This window comes from Streptomyces sp. NPDC091682 (genome assembly GCF_044756625.1).
GTDB lineage: Bacteria > Actinomycetota > Actinomycetes > Streptomycetales > Streptomycetaceae > Streptomyces.
This window is the reverse complement of sequence record NZ_JBIVTH010000023.1, coordinates 25,526-44,050: the sequence shown is the minus strand read 5'-3', so window position 1 is coordinate 44,050 and position 18,525 is coordinate 25,526. Positions and strand designations below refer to the sequence as shown.

The window sequence follows — 18,525 nt, the reverse complement described above, 5'->3', positions numbered from 1 at the left end:
CCGGCGCGACGTCCACCTCACCAGCTGAGTCCGGCAAGACGACGGTGCTGCGGTCGGCCGACCGCAGCACCGTCTTCCATCGATCCGGCAGGTCACACCCGCCGCTGGTCGGCCCCGGCCTCTTCTGCGGTCTTGATCGCGATGCCGTCGAGGATGTCGTGCTCCGACACGACGACCTCCGAAGCGCCGATGCGATCCATGATCGCCAGCAGTACCAGCGCACCCGCTCCGATCACGTCCACCCGACCCGGATGCATGACGGGGATCGCCGCGCGCTCGGCGTGCGTCGCCGTCAGCATCCGCTCGCTGATCGCGCGCACCTGCTCGTAGGAGATCCGGGAGTGGTGGATCGCGGACGATTCGTACTCCGCCAGCCCCAGCGCGATCCCGGCGACCGTGGTCACCGAACCGGCCAGGCCCACCAGCGTGCGCGCCTCGGCCAGCGGGACGCCCTCGGCGGCCAGGTCCAGCGCCGCCTCGATGTCGGCGCGGATCGCGGCGACCTGCTCGGCGGTCGGCGGGTCGGTGACGACCCCGTCCACCACCAGGTGCCGCTCGGTCATCCGGACGCAGCCGATGTCCACGGACCGCGCGGCCCGTACGTGCTCCTCGCCGACCACGAACTCGGTCGAACCGCCGCCGATGTCCACCACCAGGAACGGCCGCGGAAGGTGCTCGTGCGCCGCGAGCTCCTTGGTGGCACCGACGAAGGAGAACTCCGCCTCCTGGTCACCGGAGATCACCTCGGGCTCGACCCCCAGGATGTCCAGGACGCCCCGGACGAAGTCCGCCCGGTTCTCGGCATCCCGGGAGGCGGAGGTCGCCACGAAGCGCACCCGCTCCGCACCGAACTCCTTGATCACTCCCGCGTACTCGCGGCAGGCGGCGAAGGTGCGCTCCAGCGCCTCCGGGGCCAGGCGCCCGGTCCGGTCCACGTCCTGACCGAGCCGGACGATGGTCATCCGGCGGTCCAACTCGACCAGCTCGCCGGTGGCCGGCTCGTAGTCCGCCACCAGCAGCCGGATGGAGTTCGTACCGCAGTCGACGGCGGCGACCCGGGTCACGCCCGCGACCCCTCGTCGTCCGTCTTCTTCTCCCCGCACGGCACGACGCAGGCACCCTTGGCCCACCACTCCGGCAGCATCGCCAGGGCCTCGTCACCGAACGGGTTCACCCCGGGGCCGGCGGCCAGGGAGTGGCCGACCAGCACGTGCAGGCACTTCACCCGGTCCGGCATGCCGCCGGCGCTCGGGAAGCCCTGGAGCACCTCGATGGCGTCGCGCCGCTGGATGTAGTCCTCGTGGGCGGCCTGGTAGGCGGCGGCCAGTTCCTTGTCCTCGGCGAGCCGGGCCTGCATCTCCTTCATCACGCCGTTGGCCTCCAGCGTGCCGATCGCGGAGGCCGCGCGCGGGCACGTCAGGTAGTACAGCGTCGGGAAGGGGGTGCCGTCGGGGAGCCGCGGGGCGGTCTCCACCACGTCCGGCTGCCCGCAGGGGCAGCGGTGCGCGATGGCGCGCAGCCCGCGCGGCGGGCGGCCGAGCTGCTGCTCGAACGCCTCGATGTCCGCGTCGGTCGGCTCGGTCCGGTCGGTCTGGGGCGGGGGCGTCTGCATGCCTGGAGGAAGTCTCTTCGTTCTCGTGGATGGGTGCTGCGGTACGGCGGTACGGATCACTCGCCGGGGCGGTCGGCCTTGTCGACGCCGTCCCAGACGTTGGAGTACCAGGGGCGGTCGGAGCCGGCGTGGCCGGTCCGGTGCGGCTGCGGGGACTGGGCCCCGGGGTCGCTCATGATGTAGCCGATCTCCCCCGGGCGCAGGAAGTGCAGGTGCTTGCGCGCCTGCTGCTCCGCGTAGGCGTCGTCCTGCCAGCGGGCCTTCTCGTCACGGAGCCGCTCGAGGCGGTCCCGCGCGGCCGCGGCGGCCCGCTGCTGCTTCGCGATCTCCGAGCGCTGGGAAACGTACTGGCGCATCGGATACGCGAGGGCGACGACCAGCGTACAGAGGACGAGCACCAGGAGCGCGGCGCGGCCGGTGAGCCGGCTGCGGCGGACCTGGCGCCGCGACTGCGACCGGTAGACGTGGGCGGCGGTCCGCTCGCCGAGCTGCTTGAGCCTCGTCGCGGTGGAGAAGGTGGAGAACCGATCCCGGTTCCCGGCCATTGGTCCGCCTCCCCTAGGTACGCACTACGCAATACGTCCCCGCACACGGTACGGGACCGAGTGCGGGGACGTACGGAGGCCAGCCCCTCAGGGGGGTGATTAGCCCTTGAAGCGCGGGAAGGCGGAGCGGCCCGCGTACACCGCGGCGTCGTCGAGGATCTCCTCGATGCGCAGCAGCTGGTTGTACTTGGCGACGCGGTCCGAGCGGGCCGGGGCGCCGGTCTTGATCTGACCGCAGTTCACGGCGACGGCGAGGTCGGCGATGGTGACGTCCTCGGTCTCACCGGAACGGTGGGACATCATGCACTTGAAGCCGTTGCGCTGGGCCATCTCGACGGCGTCCAGGGTCTCGGTCAGCGAACCGATCTGGTTCACCTTCACGAGCAGGGCGTTCGCGGAGCCCTCCTCGATACCGCGGGCCAGACGCTCCGGGTTGGTGACGAACAGGTCGTCACCAACGATCTGGACCTTGGCGCCGAGGCGGTCGGTGATGGTCTTCCAGCCGTCCCAGTCGTCCTCGAACAGCGGGTCCTCGATGGAGACGAGCGGGTACGCCTCGACGAGCTCGGCGTAGTAGTCGGTCATCTCGGCGGCCGAGCGGGACTTGCCCTCGAACTCGTACTGGCCGTCCTTGTAGAACTCGGACGCGGCGACGTCGAGCGCGAGCGCGATGTCCGTGCCCGGGGTGTAGCCGGCCTGCTTGATGGCCTCGATGATGAGGTCGAGCGCGGCGCGGTTGGACTCCAGGTTCGGGGCGAAGCCGCCCTCGTCGCCCAGGCCGGTGGAGAGGCCCTTGGTGTGCAGGACCTTCTTGAGGGTGTGGTAGACCTCGGCACCCCAACGCAGCGCCTCGGAGAAGGACTCCGCGCCGATGGGGGCGATCATGAACTCCTGGATGTCCACGTTGGAGTCGGCGTGCGACCCACCGTTGAGGATGTTCATCATCGGAACGGGCAGCAGGTGCGCGTTCGGACCGCCGAGGTAGCGGAAGAGCGGGAGGTCCGAGGCCTCGGACGCGGCGTGCGCGACGGCCAGGGACACGCCGAGGATGGCGTTGGCGCCGAGCGAGCCCTTGTTGTCGGTGGCGTCCAGGTCGAACATGGCCTGGTCGATCAGGCGCTGCTCGGTGGCGTCGTAGCCGACGAGCTCCGGGCCGATCTGCTCGATGACGGCGAGGACGGCCTTCTCGACACCCTTGCCGAAGTAACGGTCGGGGTCACCGTCACGCAGCTCGATGGCCTCGAATGCACCGGTGGAGGCGCCGGACGGAACTGCAGCACGGCCGGTGCTGCCATCGTCGAGGCCCACCTCGACCTCGACCGTGGGGTTGCCTCGGGAGTCCAGGATTTCCCGGGCTACGACGACGTCGATGGACGGCACGAGCATCTCCTTCTGGGATGTGACGCTGAGTGTGCGGTGGCGTGTCAGGCCGTGGGATGGCCTTGCCGCCTAGAGCCTAACCGGCTCCGGGCACTGGGCCGCCCGACCGCCCGGACCCTGGGACGAAAAAGCGCTCGAATACCCCTCTTCCGGGACATACATCGCTTGATCATCGACGTTCGGGGGCCGCACGCAGCACCGCCCGGCGCGTGGGGCGCGCGCCGGGCGGTGGAAATCCTGCACGGGGTCAGCTGACGCCGCGTACACGTTCCTGCGGCTCTACCGCAGTGTTCAGCTGAGCTTCAGCTTCTGTCCCGGGAAGATCAGGTCGGCGTCCGAGACGATGTCCTTGTTCAGCTCGAAGAGCTGCTGCCAGCCGCCCTTGACGCCGTTGGCCTCGGCGATGGTGCCCAGGGTGTCGCCCGACTTGACCTCGTACGAGCCGTTGCCGGTCTTCGGCGCGGCCGGAGCCTCGGTGCGCTCGGAGCGGGTGGTCGGAGCCTCGGCGCGCTTGGTCTCCTGCTTCGGCGCGGCCTTGGTCTCGACCTTCTTCGTCTCGACCTTCTTCGTCTCGGCCTTCGGCTGCGGCTTGGACTGCGGCTTAGACTGGGGCTTCGACGACGCCGGGGTCTCGGAGCCGCCACCGCTGTAGGCGGAGTTCGACAGGCCCTTGCCGCAGGACGGCCAGGCGCCCTTGCCCTGGCTCTTGAGGACCTTCTCGGCGATGGCTATCTGCTGCGACTTGGAGGCCTGGTTGGCCTGCGCGGCGTACGACTTGCCACCGAACCCGGCCCACGTGGAGGGCGAGAACTGCAGACCGCCGTAGTAGCCGTTGCCCGTGTTGATGGCCCAGTTGCCACCCGACTCGCACTGCGCGACCTTGTCCCACTCGGACGTGGTGGCGGCGCTGGCGGTGCCCGCGGCCATCAGGGGGGCGGCCACGGCCACACCGGCGACACCGGCGAGCGTGACGATCCGAACAGACCGCTCGATTGCAGTACCGCGACGGTGCTTGCCCTTGCCGGAAAGCAGCATGGAGTTCTCCTCACCGACGCCTACGAGGTGAGCTGTCGGGTTCGGGCGAGTGAGTTGCCCGGCCGTGCGACCTAGCGCACGTCTTAACCCCAAGCCGGTTGCGTGACCGTCTCTCAACGGCCGCTCCCGGCACCTACCTTGGTTCCCCCGCTCCTGCCTTCGGCGCTTGACGCGACGACTGTTCCCCCCGTCCGCCGGCAGGATTCGGCGATGCGGTCGAAGGAGCTCGCGGTGGCGAGCGATTCAGAAGGTAGACAGGTCTCTCCCCGATGTTCAACGACGAACATCGGGGAGAAACGGCCCCTACTTGCGCCCCCTGCAGGGGTGTTTGCGCAGGTGAGGGCGGGGTTTGCGGAAGCCCCGAGGCGGGACACGCCAGTTGACCGGAAGAGACACATGTCTCACTTATAGAAATCCGACATTCGACTCTTTCCGGATAACTGAACTGTCCTTATTGCGGGGTTAGATCCAGGTTCTGGCCGGGCTTGATGAGGTCGGCGTCCCCGCCGATGACTTGCTCATTGGCCTGGTAGAGACCGTTCCAGCCCCCCTTTACGCCCTTGGCAACCGCGATGGTCGCCAGGCTGTCGCCCGCCTGGACCGTGTAAGTGGGGTCCGATGCGGCACCGGACGGGGCCGTCGACTCGCCCTCGGGCGCACCGCGGTGCTTGCCGCTGCCCTCGACAGGAGTGGCGCCGGTGGTCTGCGGGACCTCCGGGTTCGCGGGGGCCGTCGAGTCGACCGGGGGCAGTCCCGGCGTGACGGGCGGGGTGGTGGGCGCGGTCGGGTCCACCGGCTGCGTCGGCGCCGTCGGGTCGACGGGGGCCGGCGTGCCGGTCGGGCCGCCCGGCTGGACCGGAGCGGTCGGGTCGACCGGAGGCGTCGTCGGGACGTCCGGCGCGGGCATGACGGGCAGCCCGACGGACGGGGCGTCGGGAATCAGGAACGGGGTGCTGGACGGGCTCGCAGCCGGGGCCGGGGTCGGCGACCCGTAGTCCGTGGACGGCTTGCCGCCCCCGGTGGACGGAACGGCGTCGTCCGGGCGGGACGGCGCGGGGGCGATCGGGCTCTGGCTGCCGGGCAGACCGGGGTCCACCTTGGCGGCGGGGCTCTCCTTGACCAGGCCGGCCGAGGCCGCACACAGCGGCCAGGCCTGCGGCCCCGTCGAGCCGAGCACCCGCTCGGCCACGGCTATCTGCTGGGAACGGCTCGCCAGGTCGGGGCGCTCGGCGAAGTCGAGCCCGCCGGCGCTCTGCCACTCTTCCTGGGTGAACTGGAGTCCGCCGTAGGCGCCGCTACCGAAGTTCGCGCTCCACGAGCCGCCGCTCTCGCACTCGGCGACCTTGTCCCACGTGGACGTGTCGGCGGCAGTGGCGCTGGTGGCGGCCAACAGCGGCATGGCCAGCGCGGAGCCAGTGACTCCGGCTGTGACGACCAGCGCGGGGACCTGGCGGGGGCGTCTGTGACGGCCGTTCCCGGAGAGCATGAGGGATCACCTTTCGCATATAACAGCGGGGTAACGGCAGAACCTAGCGGCCTTCGAACGATTGTCACAAGTCAAGGCCGAACCTGACTTTTAATCAGCTTTCGCGCAACTGTTTTGAGCCGTGAATCGAACGGGAAGAGTGCGCAGTCCTCGCATGATCAACCCTCCGCGCCAGCGCAGGTCTTGGGGTGGAACGGCAAGTTCCAGATCAGGTAGACGCGTCAGCAAAGTCGCGAGTGCGGTCTGCCCTTCGAGTCGGGCGAGCGGGGCACCCAGGCAGTAGTGGATGCCGTGGCCGTACCCGAGGTGCTGATTGTCGGTCCGGGAGAGGTCGAGGGTGTCCGGGTCCGCGAAGCGCTCGGGGTCCCGGTCGGCCGCGGCGAGGACGACGAGAACCGGATCGCCCGCCGCGACGTCCTCGCCTCCGAGAGTCAGTGGTTCGGTGGCGAACCGCCAGGTCGCCAGCTCCACGGGGCCGTCGTAGCGGAGCAGCTCCTCGATGCCGGTCTCCAGCAGGCCGCGGTCGCCGGCGGCGAGGGAGTCTTGGAGGCGGGTGCGCTGGTCCGGATTCATGAAGAGGGAGTGGACCCCGTTGCCGATGAGGTTCACGGTGGTCTCGAAACCGGCGAAGAGCAGGATGAAGGCCATGGCGGTGGCCTCGCCCTCCGTCAGGTGGTCGCCGTGATCGCTCGCCCGAATCAGGTCGGAAATGAGGTCATCGCCCAGATCATCCCTTTTGCGATGAATGAGTTCACCGAGGTAGGTCCGCATCTGCTTGACCGACCGGGCCACCCCACCACGTGGACCGCCGCCGTGGCGGATCATCATGCCGGCCCAGTCGCGGAAGTCGTCCTGGTCCTCGCGCGGTACCCCGAGCATCTCGCAGATGGCGTAGATCGGGAGCGGGAAGGCGAACTCGTGAATGAGATCGGCCTCGCCCCTCCCCGCGAACTGGTCGATCAGGTGGTCGGTGAGCGCCTGCACCCGCGGGGCGAACTCGGCGACCCTGCGGGGGGTGAAGGCCTTCGACACCAGTCGCCGCAGCCGGGTGTGGTCGGGCGGGTCGATGTTGAGCAGGTGCGTCATCAGCTCCGCCTTACGCTCCCCCGGGATCCCGGTCTTGCCCTTGGCGTGCGCGGGCTCGGCGTGGTGCGCCGGATTCTTGCTGAGCCGCTGGTCGGCGAGGGCCTGGCGGGCATCGGCGTACCGGGTGACGAGCCACGCCTCGACCCCACTGGGCAGCTTGGTGCGGTGCACCGGGGAGTGCTCGCGCAGCCAGGCGTACGCCGGGTAGGGGTCGGTCGCGAACTCCCAGTCGAAGAGGGTGGGGCCCTCGGCGGAAGGAGTGTCGGCGGGAGTGTCCGCGGGGGTTTCGGCGGGGGTTCCGGAGGTCTGCTCGTGCACCTGATGACCGTATCCCGGCGCCGAGACCCCATCCGATATAGCCGGTTAGTCGCGGCTGTCCGTAGATCGGCCATCCCTTGACGTCAACTTCTCCGACATTCCTACTTTCGGTTTTGTGGATGTCAGGATCTTGAAAAGCAGTTTCGCGGTGGTGGAGAGACGGGCCGAGCACGCCGTCAAGTTCTTCTACTCCCACCTCTTCTGGCACAACCCCGCGATCCGCGCCCTCTTCCCGGACCCCCTCCACGACATGGAACGCCAGCGGGACCGGCTCTTCGCCGCGCTCACCCACGTGATCGCCCACATGGACGACGAGACCCTCGGCCCCTACCTGCGCGACCTGGGACGCGACCACCGCAAGTTCCTGGTCCGCCCCGAGCACTACGCGGCCGTCGGCGCCAGCCTGCTCGCCGCACTCGCGGAGACCTCCGGCGCGGCCTGGACCCCACCGGTCGAGAAGGCCTGGGCCGAGGCCTACCAGGTGATGGCCGACGCGATGACGGCCGGCGCCGAAGCGAGCGAGGACCCACCGTGGTGGGACGCCGAGGTCGTGCGCCACCTCCAGTACGGACCGGACATAGGCGTCCTGACGCTACGGCCGCACGCCCCCTTCCCCTATCTCCCCGGCCAGTACACGAGCGTGAGCAGCGGTCGGTTCCCGACGACCTGGCGCACCTACTCCATCGGCAACGCCCCCCGCCCCGACGGCACCCTCGACCTGCACGTCAGCCGGGTCGAACAGGGGCGCCTGAGCACCGCCCTGGTCCGCGAGACCCGGCCGGGCGACCTGCTGCGACTCAGCGCCGCCGGCGGGCAGCTGACCTTCCGCCGCGCGGACCGCCCGGTCAGCCTGATCGCCGCCGGCACCGGCTGGGCACCCATCCGGGCCCTGCTGGAGGACCTCGCGGAGCGTCCCTGCGATCAGGACGTACGGCTCTTCGTGGTGGCCCGGGACGGCGCGCACCTCTACGACCGCCCGCTCATCGACGCGTTCGCCGCCAGCTGCGCCTGGCTCGCCGTCACCTACATCACGCCCGCCCCGGGGCGCCACCGCAACCAGGCCACCGACCGGCTGGCGACCGCCCTGGGCAACCGGGGGCTGTGGCCGGACCAGGACGTCTACCTGAGCGGTCCGCCGCAGTTCATCGACGAGACCGCCCACCTCCTCCAGGAGCTGGGCGCCCGCCCCGGCCGCCTCTTCCACGACGCCGTACCGGCCCGGGGCCCCGCGTACGGGGAGCGCCCGCTGGGATTCGGCGAGTGGTTCCTCGACCCCCGGGCGCCCCACTGGCACGACCCGTCGGCCCGCGCGCCGAAGGCGTACTGAAGGAAGGCCCCCTCGAGGAAGGTCCCCTACTCGCCCGGCTCCGCCACGCCCTCGGCCGCCCGGATCGCGTCCCGGTAGGCGCGGGCCGCCGCGCGCAGCGCGGTCTCGGGGTCGGTCCCCGCCGCCTCGGCACGGGCCGCGAGCTCGAGCAGTTCGTACCCGATGCCCTCGCCGCGGGGCAGTTCCACGGCCACGCCGCCCGTCCGGGCCCGGCCCGCGAGCTTGGCGGCGAGCGCCAAGCCGGGCTGGCCCACCGGGATCCCGTCGGTGACCGACTCCCGCCGCTTCTCCACCGCCTTGGTGCGCTGCCAGTGCGCGTTGACGTCCTCCGGGGTCTCGGCCTCCGCGTCGCCGAAGACGTGCGGATGCCGGTGGATCAGCTTGGTGACCAGCGCCCCGGCCACGTCGTCGATGGAGAAGGCCTCGGTAGCGTCCTCGCCGTCCTCGCCGTCCCCGCCGGCCTCCTCGGCGATCCGGGCGTGGAAGACCACCTGGAGCAGCACGTCGCCGAGCTCCTCGCGCAGCTCCTCCCGGTCCCCGTCCTCGATGGCCTCGACCAGCTCGTACGCCTCTTCGATCGCGTACTTGGCCAGGCCCCGGTGGGTCTGCCGGGAGGTCCACGGGCACTCGCGCCGGACCCGGTCCATCACCTGGACCAGGTCGAGCAGGCGCGCGCCCGGCAGGTCGTAGGAGCCCGGAAGGAGTTCCAGGTCGGGCATCGAGACCCGGCCCGAGCCGGCCAGCCGGGCCAGCCCGTCGGTGAGCCGCTGGTCGCCCTCGCCGCCCGGGAGCACCACGACCGTACGGCCGCCCGCGCAGGCCTCGACCAGCGCGTGCGCGTCCGGGCTCTCGAACGCGACCTCGATGCCCGCCTCCCGCAGGTACGGCAGCTGCGGGTGGTCGGGGTCGGCGCACAGCACCCGGTCCGCTGCGTGCAGGGTCTGCCACGCCGGCCAGGACAGTACGCCGGGGGCGACCCGGTGGCTGGTGGTCAGCAGGACGATGCGGCCCGTGGGCTCGGCGGCGGCGGTGGCGGTGGGTTCGGAGTGGTCGGTCACCCTCCGAACCTACCTCCGGCGCGCCGGCCCGCGGCCCGCGGGACCCCGGAGCCTCAGGCTCCGGCGGGCGCCGCCTCGGGCCGCGTCCGCTGGGTGATCCAGGGCGTCTCCCCGGTGCCGAGCTTGATCTCCTTGGCGTCCCAGGCGCCGTAGCGCGGGTTCACCTCGATGTGCAGTGCCTCGACGGCGGCGCGGGCGGGCTGCTCCAGCTTCCCGGCTCCGTACTTGGCGGTGAGCGCGGTGAGGAGCACCCGGTCCCGGAGGAAGCGGTCGACCTGGCCGGGGGCCATGGCCCCCTTCTGCAGGAGCAGTGCCTCGAACTGCTCGTTGCCGCCGTTCTCGTCGACGTACGCCTTGCGTTCGTCCTCGATGTCCTTCTGGGTGGCCGTGAGCCCGGCGGTATCGGCCATCTTGTCGATGATCCGGCTCTGGAGGAGCGCGTCGAGCTTCTGCCGCTCCAGGTGGGGGGTGCTCGCGATGAGCTCGGCAGCGGCCTGCCCGGACCGGTTCTGCGCCGCACGGACGTCGTTGACCTGGGCCTGGAGCGCGGAGGTGGTGATCCGTTCGCCGCCCACGACGGCCGCGGTGCCGGCTCGCGGCTCGCCCGAGCAGGCGGACAGCAGGGGCGCCGCCACGAGCAGGGCGGCGGAGACGGAGAGCGCTGTGCGACGGTGCAAAGGAGCCTCCAGGGCCGGAAGATTGTGCGTCAGTGCACAAAGGGCCGTGCGGTGATCGATGTTATGAGGTCACGGTGATCCGGACCACCGGTTCGACCAACGATTCACGCGCGGACCGAACACGCACCGTTCATAGGCGAGCCGGCGGGCACGGGCGGGTCCGGCACGCCACCCGTCACCCGTTCTGGGGACCCCGAGCCCCTCGCGCCGCCGGGATCGGCCACCGGCAACCCTGAGGCCACCCTTCGGTCACCCGGCCCTGCCAAGGTCGGCCCACCATGTCGACAACGCACCGCTCGCCGCACCCCTCGCCGCGTCCCGCACCGCGTCCCGCACCGTCTCCCGCACCGCGCCGCTCACCGCACGGCTCACCGCGCCGCCGGAGCCTGCTCGGCTCGGCGTTCGCCGCCCTGCTCACGGCGGTGGCGGTGTGCGCCGGGGACGCCGCCACCCGGGTGTTCCCCTACGGGCCGCGCCACCGCAGCATCAACGACCTCGGCAACCAGTTCGTCCCCTTCCACGCGCAGCTGTGGGACCTGCTGCACGGCCGCGCGGAGGGCGGACTGCTGTTCAACTGGCGCTCCGGCTACGGCATGAGTTTCCTGCCGGACCTGGGCACCTACCTGACCAGCCCCTTCGCCGTCCTCGTCGGTCTCTTCCCGCGCGCGGACATCGACCTCGCCGTGTACGTCGTGACCGTGCTCAAGACGGCGGCCGCGGCGGCCGCGATGGCCTGGCTGCTGCGCACGCAGCGCCGCGGGCCCTGGTGGGCGGCCGGCCTGCTCGGGGCCTCGTATGCGCTGTGCGGCTGGTCGGTGATCGAAGCCTCGTACAACCCGATGTGGCTGGACGGGCTGCTCGCCTTCCCCCTGCTGTGCCTGACCGGCGAATGGGCCCTGCGCGGGCGCCGGGTCCTGCTGGCGCCGCTGGTCGTCGCGGTCTGCTGGACGGCGAACTTCTACACCGCCTACATGGCGACGCTGGGTGCGGCGCTGGTGCTGCTGGTACGGGTGGCGCTCACCCGGGAGGGCACCTCGAGCCGGCTGTCGGTGATCGCGCGGGGCGCCGGGACGACCCTGCTCGGGATCGCGCTCGCGGCGCCCGTCCTCCTGCCCCTCTTCCTCAGCTCCGGACGGGCCTATCCGGGATGGGTCAAGGAGTTCCGGCCGGTGACCTGGGCGGACCTGTTCGCACGGCTGCTGCCCGGGACGTACTCCTTCTCCTCCCCCGCCGTCTTCGTGGGCACCGGAACCCTGCTGCTGGTGGCCGCGCTGCCCTTCCACCGGGCGGTCCCGGCGCGCACCCGGCTGTGGTGGGCGGGGCTGACCGTGGCCGTGGCGCTCTCCCTCCAGTGGGCGCCGACCCATCTGGCCTGGCACCTGTTCGCCACCCCGAACGGAAGCCCGTACCGGCAGACCTTCGTGCTGGCCGGGATCGCCGTGATCGCCGCCTGGACCGGGCTGGCCGCGGGCCCGCCGCGGCCGCCGGCGCTGGCCGCGGGAGCGGGCGTCCTTTCGGTCGCCGCGCTGTGGGCGCAGAGCAGCCCGCTGGTGACGGCGGCGGGCTACGCGCTCTTCGCCGGCGGGCTGGCCCTGGCGGGGGCGGCCTGGTGGTCGCTGCGCCACCGCCGTCCCGCGTGGCCGGCGGCCACACTGCTCGCGCTGGTCCTCCTGGCCCAGGCCGCCGCGACCACCGCCTACGGACACAAGGGCAAGCTGGGCGGGCTCGACGACTACCCGTCCTGGGGGCCGGCGCACACCGCGCGCGCCGAGGCCCTGGCGGCGGCCGACGGCTGGCCCGCGTACCGCACCGACCCGAGCCGGCCCGCCCTGACGGGCAACGACCCGCTGCTGCTCGGCGGCGAGGGCGGCGCCTACTACAGCAGCCACACCCCGGACGTGTTCACCCGCACGATGGTCGCCCTCGGGGCGGGCTGGACCTCGCGCGGACGCAACGTCCAGAGCATCGACAACCCGGTCACGGACGCCGTCTTCGCGGTCGGCGCACGCCTGCAGCCCGACGGCACGGTCCGCCGCGCCCAGGTGCCCCCGCTGGTGACGACCCGCCCGCCCGGCGCCCCCCTGTCCTACGCCGAGGACTCCCCCTTCGCCAACCAGGAAGCACTGCTGGGCGCTCGGGTGTACGAGGACCCGCTCACACCCGGCACCTGCCGCGCGGGCACGGAGGCCTACCTGTGGGCCCCCGAGTACAACGCGACGGCCCGCCTCGCGGACGGCCCCGCCTTCCGCCTGAACGGCAACGCCCCCCGCAACCGGGCCGCCCTCCAGCCGATGGGCCCCTCCCGCGGGGAGTCCTCGGCCCTGGTCTTCGACGCGGCCCCGCCCCCGCGGTGGACCCTGTCCTGCCTGGACCGGACGCGGCTCGACGCCGCGGTCGCCGGCCTGCGGGCAACGGCCGCGACCTCGGTCCGGGTCGACTCCTCCGGGGTCCGCGCCACCCTCCCGCCGGGCACGACCGGCACGGCGGTCCTCTCGGTCCCCGCGATCGCCGGCTGGACCTGCAACGGCCGCCCGGCCGCCGGTCACCTGGGCCTGGTGGCGGTCCCGCTCACCCCCGGCACCACCCGGGTGAGCTGTGAGTTCCGCCCGCCGGGTCTGGTTCCGGGGCTGGCCGTCCTGGCGGGCGCGTCGGGGATCCTGCTGCTCGCGGCCCTGCGGGGACGCACCCGGCGCTCGGTCAGCGGACCTGGCTGAGCCACTGCAACGTGCGGCGGATCTCGGCCGGGAAGGGGTGGCCCGGGCCGTGCAGCCGTTCCGCGTCGAACAGCAGCCGGGCCAGGGTGTCGTGGGCCGCCTGGCGGTCGCCGAGGGAGAGCAGCAGGTGGGCTATCCGGCGGCGGACCTCCAGCGGGAGGCCCGGGTCCGGGTTGGCGTAGTGGTTCTCGAAGAACGGGAGCAGCGAGCGGTACTCGGCCAGGGCGGCGGCCGGCTCGCCCAGTTGCTCCAGGCACTGAGCCGAGTCGTAGCGGAAGCGCAGCGACTGGGGGTCCCCGGCCGGGAACTCGTCGGCGAGGCGGCGCAGTTCCGGCAGGGCCCGCCGGTACTGGCCGTCGTCCATCAGCGTGGCGGCGTACTGCTTGCGCAGGGAGCGCACCACCGGGGAGTGCTCCCCGTGCTCGGCGGCCGCCGCCGGGAGGATGCCGCCGAGGATGTCCACGGCCTGGGTGAGCCGCCCCTCGTCCAGGGCCTTGCGGGCCTCGTCCACGGCTCCGGGGACGTCGGCCTTGGGCGGCGCGGGCGGGGTGCTCGGCCGCGGGGGGATGGCCGCGGCCCGGTCCGGCCAGGGTGCCTGCGGGCGCAGGAAGGGCCGGGTCGGGTCGAGCGGGCCGGACGGGGTGCGGCTGCCGCGGGCGGGCAGCAGCGGGGCCAGCGCCTCGTAGACCTCCTGGGCGGAGGAGGGCCGGTCCTGCGGGTCCTTGGCGAGGAGGTGGAGCAGGAGCTTCTCCAGCTCCGGCGGGATCTCCGGGCGCGCCTGGCGGACCGGGAGCGGGGGCTCGTACAGGTGGCGGTGCAGGACGCCGAGGGCGGTGGATCCGGCGAAGGGGACGTTGCCGGTGAGGAGTTCGTACAGCAGCACGCCGAGGGCGTACAGGTCGGTGTACGGGCCCACGGCGCCGCCCATGGCCTGCTCGGGCGCCATGTACGCGGGGCTACCGATGGGCGAGCCGGTGCTGGTGAGGCGGGTGGTGTCGGTGTCCATCACCGAGGCCACGCCGAGGTCCAGGACGAGCACCGTGCCGTCCGGGCGGACCATCACGTTGCGCGGCTTCAGGTCCCGGTGCACGATCGGCACCGCGTGCACGGCCGACAGGACCGAGCACAGCTGCGCGACGACGGCGACCGCCCACTGCCAGGGGTAGGGGTCGTGCTCGGCGAGGTGGTCGGCGAGGTCGGCGCCCTCCACGTAGCCCATGACGAGGAAGAGTTCGTCGCCGTCGCTGCCCGCGTCGTGCACGGTGACCAGGCCGGGGTGGTCGACCTGCGCGGTGACCCGGCACTCGCGCACGAAGCGGCGGCGCAGCTCCTCGGCGACGGTGCCGGGGCCCGCGACCTTGTCGGGGCGCAGCAGTTTGACGGCGACGCGGCGGTCCAGGCGCCGGTCGTAGGCGGTCCATACCTGGCCCATGCCGCCCTGACCGAGGACGGTCGCGAGCTGGTAGCGGTCGCCGATGAGCCGGTCGGTCACTGCTGCGGGTCCTGGTACGGGGTCTGGTGGGGATCGTGGCGGGGGCCGCCGGCCGGCGGGGTCTGCTTGCGCAGCAGCTCGCTGAGCTCGTCGAGCTCGGCGCGGACCTGCCCGATGCGCGGGGGCGGCGTCGGCTGCGGCGGCACCTGCGGAGGGGCCGGGGTCGGCGCGGGGGTCGGCGTCGGGGTGGAGGGCCGGGTGGTGGCCGTGGCGGGCGGGTACCCGTAGGCGGGCCCGGACGGCTGCGGGTGGACGTACGGAGCGGGCTGCGCCGGGTACCACTGTGAGGTCAGGGCCGACCGCCGGGCCTCGTGGTGCTTGATGTCGGCGACGAGGAAGTACACGCAGATCGCGAAACCCATGAGGATCGAGCCGCCGGCGCCCAGGTCGCTCTGCCAGCCGTTGACTTCGGGCGTGGGGTCGGCCTGGATGAGCGCCATCCACACGACGGCGAGCACGCAGCTGGCCACCATCAGCGCCCAGTCACGGGACTTGCGCGTGACCAGGGCGAGTCGCAGCAACGACCCCCAGGCGAGGAAGCCGCAGCTGAGGATGGGCAGCAGCACGAACACCACGCGCAATGCCATCACACCCCCCGAATCGGACTGGGGGCCGTGCTGCGGCGGAAGGCCGGGGCCGTGCATCGCTGCTCCTGACGGGCCGTGCGGAAGAAGTTTCGGGTCTGAGGGTATACAGCGTTCCCGGCCAGGGGTGAGGGGATGCGCGCAACCGTTGCACGCTCGCTGCACGGCCGTTCACTCCGGCGTGACCGTGCCGTCGGAGAGACCGTCGTGGAAACCCTGTACGAGTTGTTCGCCGAGCCGCCCCGCCAGCCGTAGTGCGTCCTCGAACTCGGCGAGCGCGCGGAAGCGGAGCCCGTAGCTCTGTTGTTGTGCCAGGGGCAGCCGGGGCAGCTGGAGCCGGCGTACGTCGAGCCGGGTGGCGGTGGAGGCGTGGCTGCTGGCGCGGCGGGTGTTGGCGGTGCCGCGCAGGAATCCGGCCAGGAACCACGGGTCGAGGGCGTCGGGGTCGGGGCGCAGCAGGGCCAGGCCGCGGCCCGGTACCGCGCCCGCGACGGCTTCGCCCACGACCCGGGCGATGGTCGCTCCGCCAACGAGGGGGACGAGTACGTCGCCGGGGGCGGTGAGCACGGGCTCGTCGGCGGTGGGCACCAGGGTGCCGGAGGGGCCGCTCCCGGTGTAGACGTCCTGTTCGGTGAGGACGGGGGCCGATCCGGTGCCGCCGCCGGTGCCGGTGTGCAGCTCCAGGGCTCCGGCGCGGGCGAGTTCGCCGACGGTGGTCATCGGCGGTCGGGCCGTGCCCCCGGCGGGCGCCGCCGCGGGCGGCGGGGTGAGCCGGGCGGCCCGGCCGAGGGTCTCGCCGAGCTGCTCCCGTACGGCGGTCAGCGCGGCGGGACCGCCACCGGCGGCCGGCGGGGGCAGGTGGCGGGCGGGGGTGAGGTCGACGTCGTCGTCCAGCAGCTCGATGACGGGGACCACGCGGCTGACGCCGGGCTCCTGGGCGAGCGAGCCGGTGCGGTCGTACGCGCTCCAGGCGTCCTGCACCGCGCCGTGCACGGCGGGCCATGCCGTGCGCAGGGGGGTGTCGGCGGCGAGCGCGGCGGTGTCGACGAGCAGCAGCCCGGCCGGGGGCGCCGCGTGCGGGGCGGGTCGGCGCAACACCCACAGGTGCAGGGGGATTCCGTACGGGGGCGCCGCCCCGGCCGGGAGTGCGACGACGGCCCGTAGCGCGCCGCGGCGCAGCAGGTCGGCGCGGATGCGGCGGCCGGAGCGGCGGGCGGCGACGGCGGGCGGCATGAGCAGGACGGCGGTGCCGCCTTCGCGCAGGTGGGCCAGGGCGTGCTGGACCCAGGCGAGTTCGGATTCGGTGCGGGCCGGGAAGCCGTACTCCCAGCGCGGGTCGTAGGCCAGTTCCTCGTGGCCCCAACCGCGTTCGTTGAACGGCGGGTGGCAGAGCACGGCGTCGACGGTGTCCTGGGCGAAGGCGTCGGCCCGCAGGCTGTCGGCCGCGGCCGCGCGGATCCGGGGCGTTCCGTTCAGGGCGAGGCGCAGGGCGGCGAGCGCGGCGAGTTCGGGCGCGGAGTCCTGCGCGTACAGGGTGGTGGCGCCGGGGACGGCCCGCAGCAGGGTGCCGGTGCCGCAGGCGGGGTCGAGGACGGTGCGCGCTGCGGGTCCGGCGAGGGCGGCCATGAGCCCGGCGAGAGAATCCGGGGTGAGCGTGTACTGGCGCGGGTTGGCGTCGAGGTGGCGTCCGAGGAGGAACTCGAAGGCCTGGCGGGCGCCGAGTTCGGCGGCGAGTTCGGCGGCGGCCCGCAGCAGCGGCATGGTGGCCGGGCGCAGCGGGATCTCGGCGAGCGCGTGGCCGGTCCCGAGGCGCGCGCCGAGCACCTGGTCGAGGACGGGCCGCAGCAGGGTGGACATGCGTGCGTCGGAGACCGCGGTCAGCTGCAGCCAGTCGGCGGGCCGGTCGCGTACGACGAGCAGGGCGCCGCCCGCCGTGACGAGGGCGGTGACGGCCCCGCCGGGGTGGGCGGTGATCTGCTGCCAGACGCGTTCGCGCAGCGGGACCTCGGCGAGCTTGCCCTGGGCGCGCAGCCAGTGTTCCACCTCGTCCAGGGAGAAGGAGGGGCTGGTTTCGGTGCCGCCGACAGGCTTGGGGAAGTCGGCGTGGCGGCGGCGCCAGTTGCTCACGGCCGCGCGGCCGACTCCGGCCAGGCGGGCGACCTCGGCCGCGGTGACCTCTGCTGCGGCGTTCTCCTCGGGCATGCCGGGGAGCATACCCGCTCACGCTCGAGAGATCGATTCACAGCGTGAACTCAAGAATATCTGTGAATCATGTTGACTCGGTTCACAAGAATCTGCTGTGATCGGCACGCCTTCACCCGCCGGACCGCTGCACACGCCCACGAGCGGAACATGATCTTCCGGTTCTCCTTTAATCTTCCTTTACCCCTTCCAGCTGCCCTAGAGAGTCCCCATGCGCACCGCTCACCGCCTCACCGCCACCGCCGCCCTCGCCTGCGCCGCCGCCCTCGGCCTCACCGGGTGCTTCGCCTCCGGCCCGTTCGCGGATCTCTCCGGCTCCGAGGTCGCGGACAAGTCCGTGGACGCCCTGCGCGGCGCCACCTCGCTCACCGTCAGCGGCAAGATCTGGGCCGACGGCAAGCCGATGGACCTGAACATGGCCGTCAGCAAGACCGGCGACTGCCGGGGCACGATGGCCGGCCAGGAGGGCTCCTTCGAGCTGATCCGCAACGCCCAGTTCGTGTTCATCAAGGCGGACGAGCCCTTCTACCGCTCGCAGATGAAGGACCTGCCCAAGGACCAGGCGGACGGGGCGGTCAAGCTGCTGGCGGGCCACTGGCTGAAGTCGAAGGTCTCGGACGCCGACGCCAAGGAGCTCGCCTCCCTGTGCGACCTGGACGAACTGCTCAAGGAGTTCGACGACAGCAAGGGCGCGGAGAAGGGCAAGGTCACCTCGGTCGACGGCCAGAAGGCCCTCACCCTGACCACGAAGACCGACGAGGGCACCGAGACCCTGCTGGTCGCCACCGAGGGCACGCCCTACCTGCTCAAGGCGGGCATCACCGGCAAGGAACCGGCCGAGATCTCCTTCTCGGGCTTCGACAAGCCGGTCCAGGCCGAGGCCCCGGCCGACAAGGACGTCATAGACGCGGACCAGCTGGGCTGAGCCGCGCACGCGGGAACGGCCGTGGCCGGGGGCCCCTGAGGTCCCCGGCCACGGCCGTTCCCGTCGTCAGCGCATCCGCTACGG

The 18,525-nt window shown here is 72.4% G+C and carries 15 protein-coding genes and 1 riboswitch; of the genes, 3 read left to right on the top strand and 12 right to left on the bottom strand.

From position 1 onward, the window contains the following. Nucleotides 1–92: 92 nt before the first annotated feature. The 7 genes from ACIQK6_RS35630 to ACIQK6_RS35600 all read right to left on the bottom strand — a co-directional run bounded on the left by ACIQK6_RS35630 (nt 93) and on the right by ACIQK6_RS35600 (nt 7,462). Entirely contained in the window at nt 93–1,064 is a 972-nt protein-coding gene (locus tag ACIQK6_RS35630; RefSeq protein ID WP_402696673.1) for an exopolyphosphatase, read from the bottom strand. Then, entirely contained in the window at nt 1,061–1,612 is a 552-nt protein-coding gene (locus ACIQK6_RS35625; RefSeq protein WP_329101336.1) for a DUF501 domain-containing protein, read from the bottom strand. The genes ACIQK6_RS35630 and ACIQK6_RS35625 overlap by 4 nt, the downstream gene beginning before the upstream one ends. Nucleotides 1,613–1,668: 56 nt before the next feature. Next, nucleotides 1,669–2,157: a septum formation initiator family protein gene (locus ACIQK6_RS35620; RefSeq protein WP_266595734.1), complete on the bottom strand. Its 489-nt coding sequence runs from the start codon at nt 2,155–2,157 to the stop codon at nt 1,669–1,671. Nucleotides 2,158–2,256: 99 nt separating this feature from the next. Next, complete coding sequence (gene eno, locus ACIQK6_RS35615) at nt 2,257–3,537, bottom strand: phosphopyruvate hydratase (protein WP_030763520.1); 1,281 nt, start codon at nt 3,535–3,537, stop codon at nt 2,257–2,259. Between the two features lie 291 nt (nt 3,538–3,828). After that, nucleotides 3,829–4,572, bottom strand: coding sequence for a transglycosylase family protein (locus ACIQK6_RS35610; RefSeq protein ID WP_329101332.1), 744 nt, complete (start codon nt 4,570–4,572; stop codon nt 3,829–3,831). Nucleotides 4,573–4,574: 2 nt separating this feature from the next. Then, a riboswitch (cyclic di-AMP (ydaO/yuaA leader) is annotated at nt 4,575–4,747 on the bottom strand. A gap of 276 nt (nt 4,748–5,023) precedes the next feature. After that, nucleotides 5,024–6,058 carry a transglycosylase family protein gene (locus tag ACIQK6_RS35605; RefSeq protein WP_329101330.1) on the bottom strand — a complete coding sequence of 345 codons (1,035 nt, stop codon included), beginning with the start codon at nt 6,056–6,058 and terminating at the stop codon, nt 5,024–5,026. A gap of 90 nt (nt 6,059–6,148) precedes the next feature. Next, a complete protein-coding gene (locus ACIQK6_RS35600; RefSeq protein ID WP_402696671.1) occupies nt 6,149–7,462 on the bottom strand; it encodes a cytochrome P450 in 1,314 nt (437 codons plus the stop codon). Nucleotides 7,463–7,592: 130 nt separating this feature from the next. Here ACIQK6_RS35600 and ACIQK6_RS35595 point away from each other — a divergent pair, with 130 nt between their 5' ends. Beyond that, the gene (locus ACIQK6_RS35595) at nt 7,593–8,789 is read left to right on the top strand and encodes a globin domain-containing protein (RefSeq protein ID WP_329101326.1); all 1,197 of its coding nucleotides are present in this window, start codon (nt 7,593–7,595) and stop codon (nt 8,787–8,789) included. 26 nt (nt 8,790–8,815) lie between these two features. Here ACIQK6_RS35595 and ACIQK6_RS35590 read toward each other — a convergent pair whose 3' ends face one another. Continuing rightward, nucleotides 8,816–9,847 (bottom strand): nucleoside triphosphate pyrophosphohydrolase, encoded by a 1,032-nt coding sequence (locus ACIQK6_RS35590; RefSeq protein WP_329101324.1) that lies wholly within the window; start codon nt 9,845–9,847, stop codon nt 8,816–8,818. A 53-nt stretch (nt 9,848–9,900) separates the two neighbouring features. Then, the gene (locus tag ACIQK6_RS35585) at nt 9,901–10,524 is read right to left on the bottom strand and encodes a SurA N-terminal domain-containing protein (protein WP_329101322.1); all 624 of its coding nucleotides are present in this window, start codon (nt 10,522–10,524) and stop codon (nt 9,901–9,903) included. A gap of 278 nt (nt 10,525–10,802) precedes the next feature. Here ACIQK6_RS35585 and ACIQK6_RS35580 point away from each other — a divergent pair, with 278 nt between their 5' ends. Continuing rightward, a complete protein-coding gene (locus ACIQK6_RS35580; RefSeq protein WP_402696669.1) occupies nt 10,803–13,238 on the top strand; it encodes a YfhO family protein in 2,436 nt (811 codons plus the stop codon). Here ACIQK6_RS35580 and ACIQK6_RS35575 read toward each other — a convergent pair. From ACIQK6_RS35575 to ACIQK6_RS35565, 3 genes are all read right to left on the bottom strand, one after another. Further along, a complete protein-coding gene (locus tag ACIQK6_RS35575) occupies nt 13,222–14,730 on the bottom strand; it encodes a serine/threonine-protein kinase (RefSeq protein ID WP_329101318.1) in 1,509 nt (502 codons plus the stop codon). The two genes, ACIQK6_RS35580 and ACIQK6_RS35575, sit on opposite strands and share 17 nt — an antisense overlap. Then, complete coding sequence (locus ACIQK6_RS35570; protein ID WP_329101316.1) at nt 14,727–15,317, bottom strand: hypothetical protein; 591 nt, start codon at nt 15,315–15,317, stop codon at nt 14,727–14,729. Before ACIQK6_RS35570 ends, ACIQK6_RS35575 begins: the two co-directional genes overlap by 4 nt. A 168-nt stretch (nt 15,318–15,485) precedes the next feature. Next, nucleotides 15,486–17,516: an N-6 DNA methylase gene (locus tag ACIQK6_RS35565; protein WP_329101314.1), complete on the bottom strand. Its 2,031-nt coding sequence runs from the start codon at nt 17,514–17,516 to the stop codon at nt 15,486–15,488. A gap of 211 nt (nt 17,517–17,727) precedes the next feature. Between ACIQK6_RS35565 and ACIQK6_RS35560 the strand changes: the two genes are divergently transcribed. Then, on the top strand, nt 17,728–18,441 hold the full coding sequence (locus ACIQK6_RS35560) for a hypothetical protein (RefSeq protein ID WP_329101312.1): 714 nt from the start codon (nt 17,728–17,730) through the stop codon (nt 18,439–18,441). Nucleotides 18,442–18,525: the final 84 nt, after the last annotated feature.

Bases quoted from the DNA above. Each gene is read 5' to 3' on its own strand.
- ACIQK6_RS35625 (WP_329101336.1), bottom strand. From the start codon at position 1,612: ATGCAGACGCCCCCGCCCCAGACCGACCGGACCGAGCCGACCGACGCG.
- ACIQK6_RS35620 (WP_266595734.1), bottom strand. From the start codon at position 2,157: ATGGCCGGGAACCGGGATCGGTTCTCCACCTTCTCCACCGCGACGAGG.
- ACIQK6_RS35610 (WP_329101332.1), bottom strand. From the start codon at position 4,572: ATGCTGCTTTCCGGCAAGGGCAAGCACCGTCGCGGTACTGCAATCGAG.
- ACIQK6_RS35605 (WP_329101330.1), bottom strand. From the start codon at position 6,058: ATGCTCTCCGGGAACGGCCGTCACAGACGCCCCCGCCAGGTCCCCGCG.
- ACIQK6_RS35580 (WP_402696669.1), top strand. From the start codon at position 10,803: ATGTCGACAACGCACCGCTCGCCGCACCCCTCGCCGCGTCCCGCACCG.
- ACIQK6_RS35570 (WP_329101316.1), bottom strand. From the start codon at position 15,317: ATGGCATTGCGCGTGGTGTTCGTGCTGCTGCCCATCCTCAGCTGCGGC.
- ACIQK6_RS35565 (WP_329101314.1), bottom strand. From the start codon at position 17,516: ATGCCCGAGGAGAACGCCGCAGCAGAGGTCACCGCGGCCGAGGTCGCC.
- ACIQK6_RS35560 (WP_329101312.1), top strand. From the start codon at position 17,728: ATGCGCACCGCTCACCGCCTCACCGCCACCGCCGCCCTCGCCTGCGCC.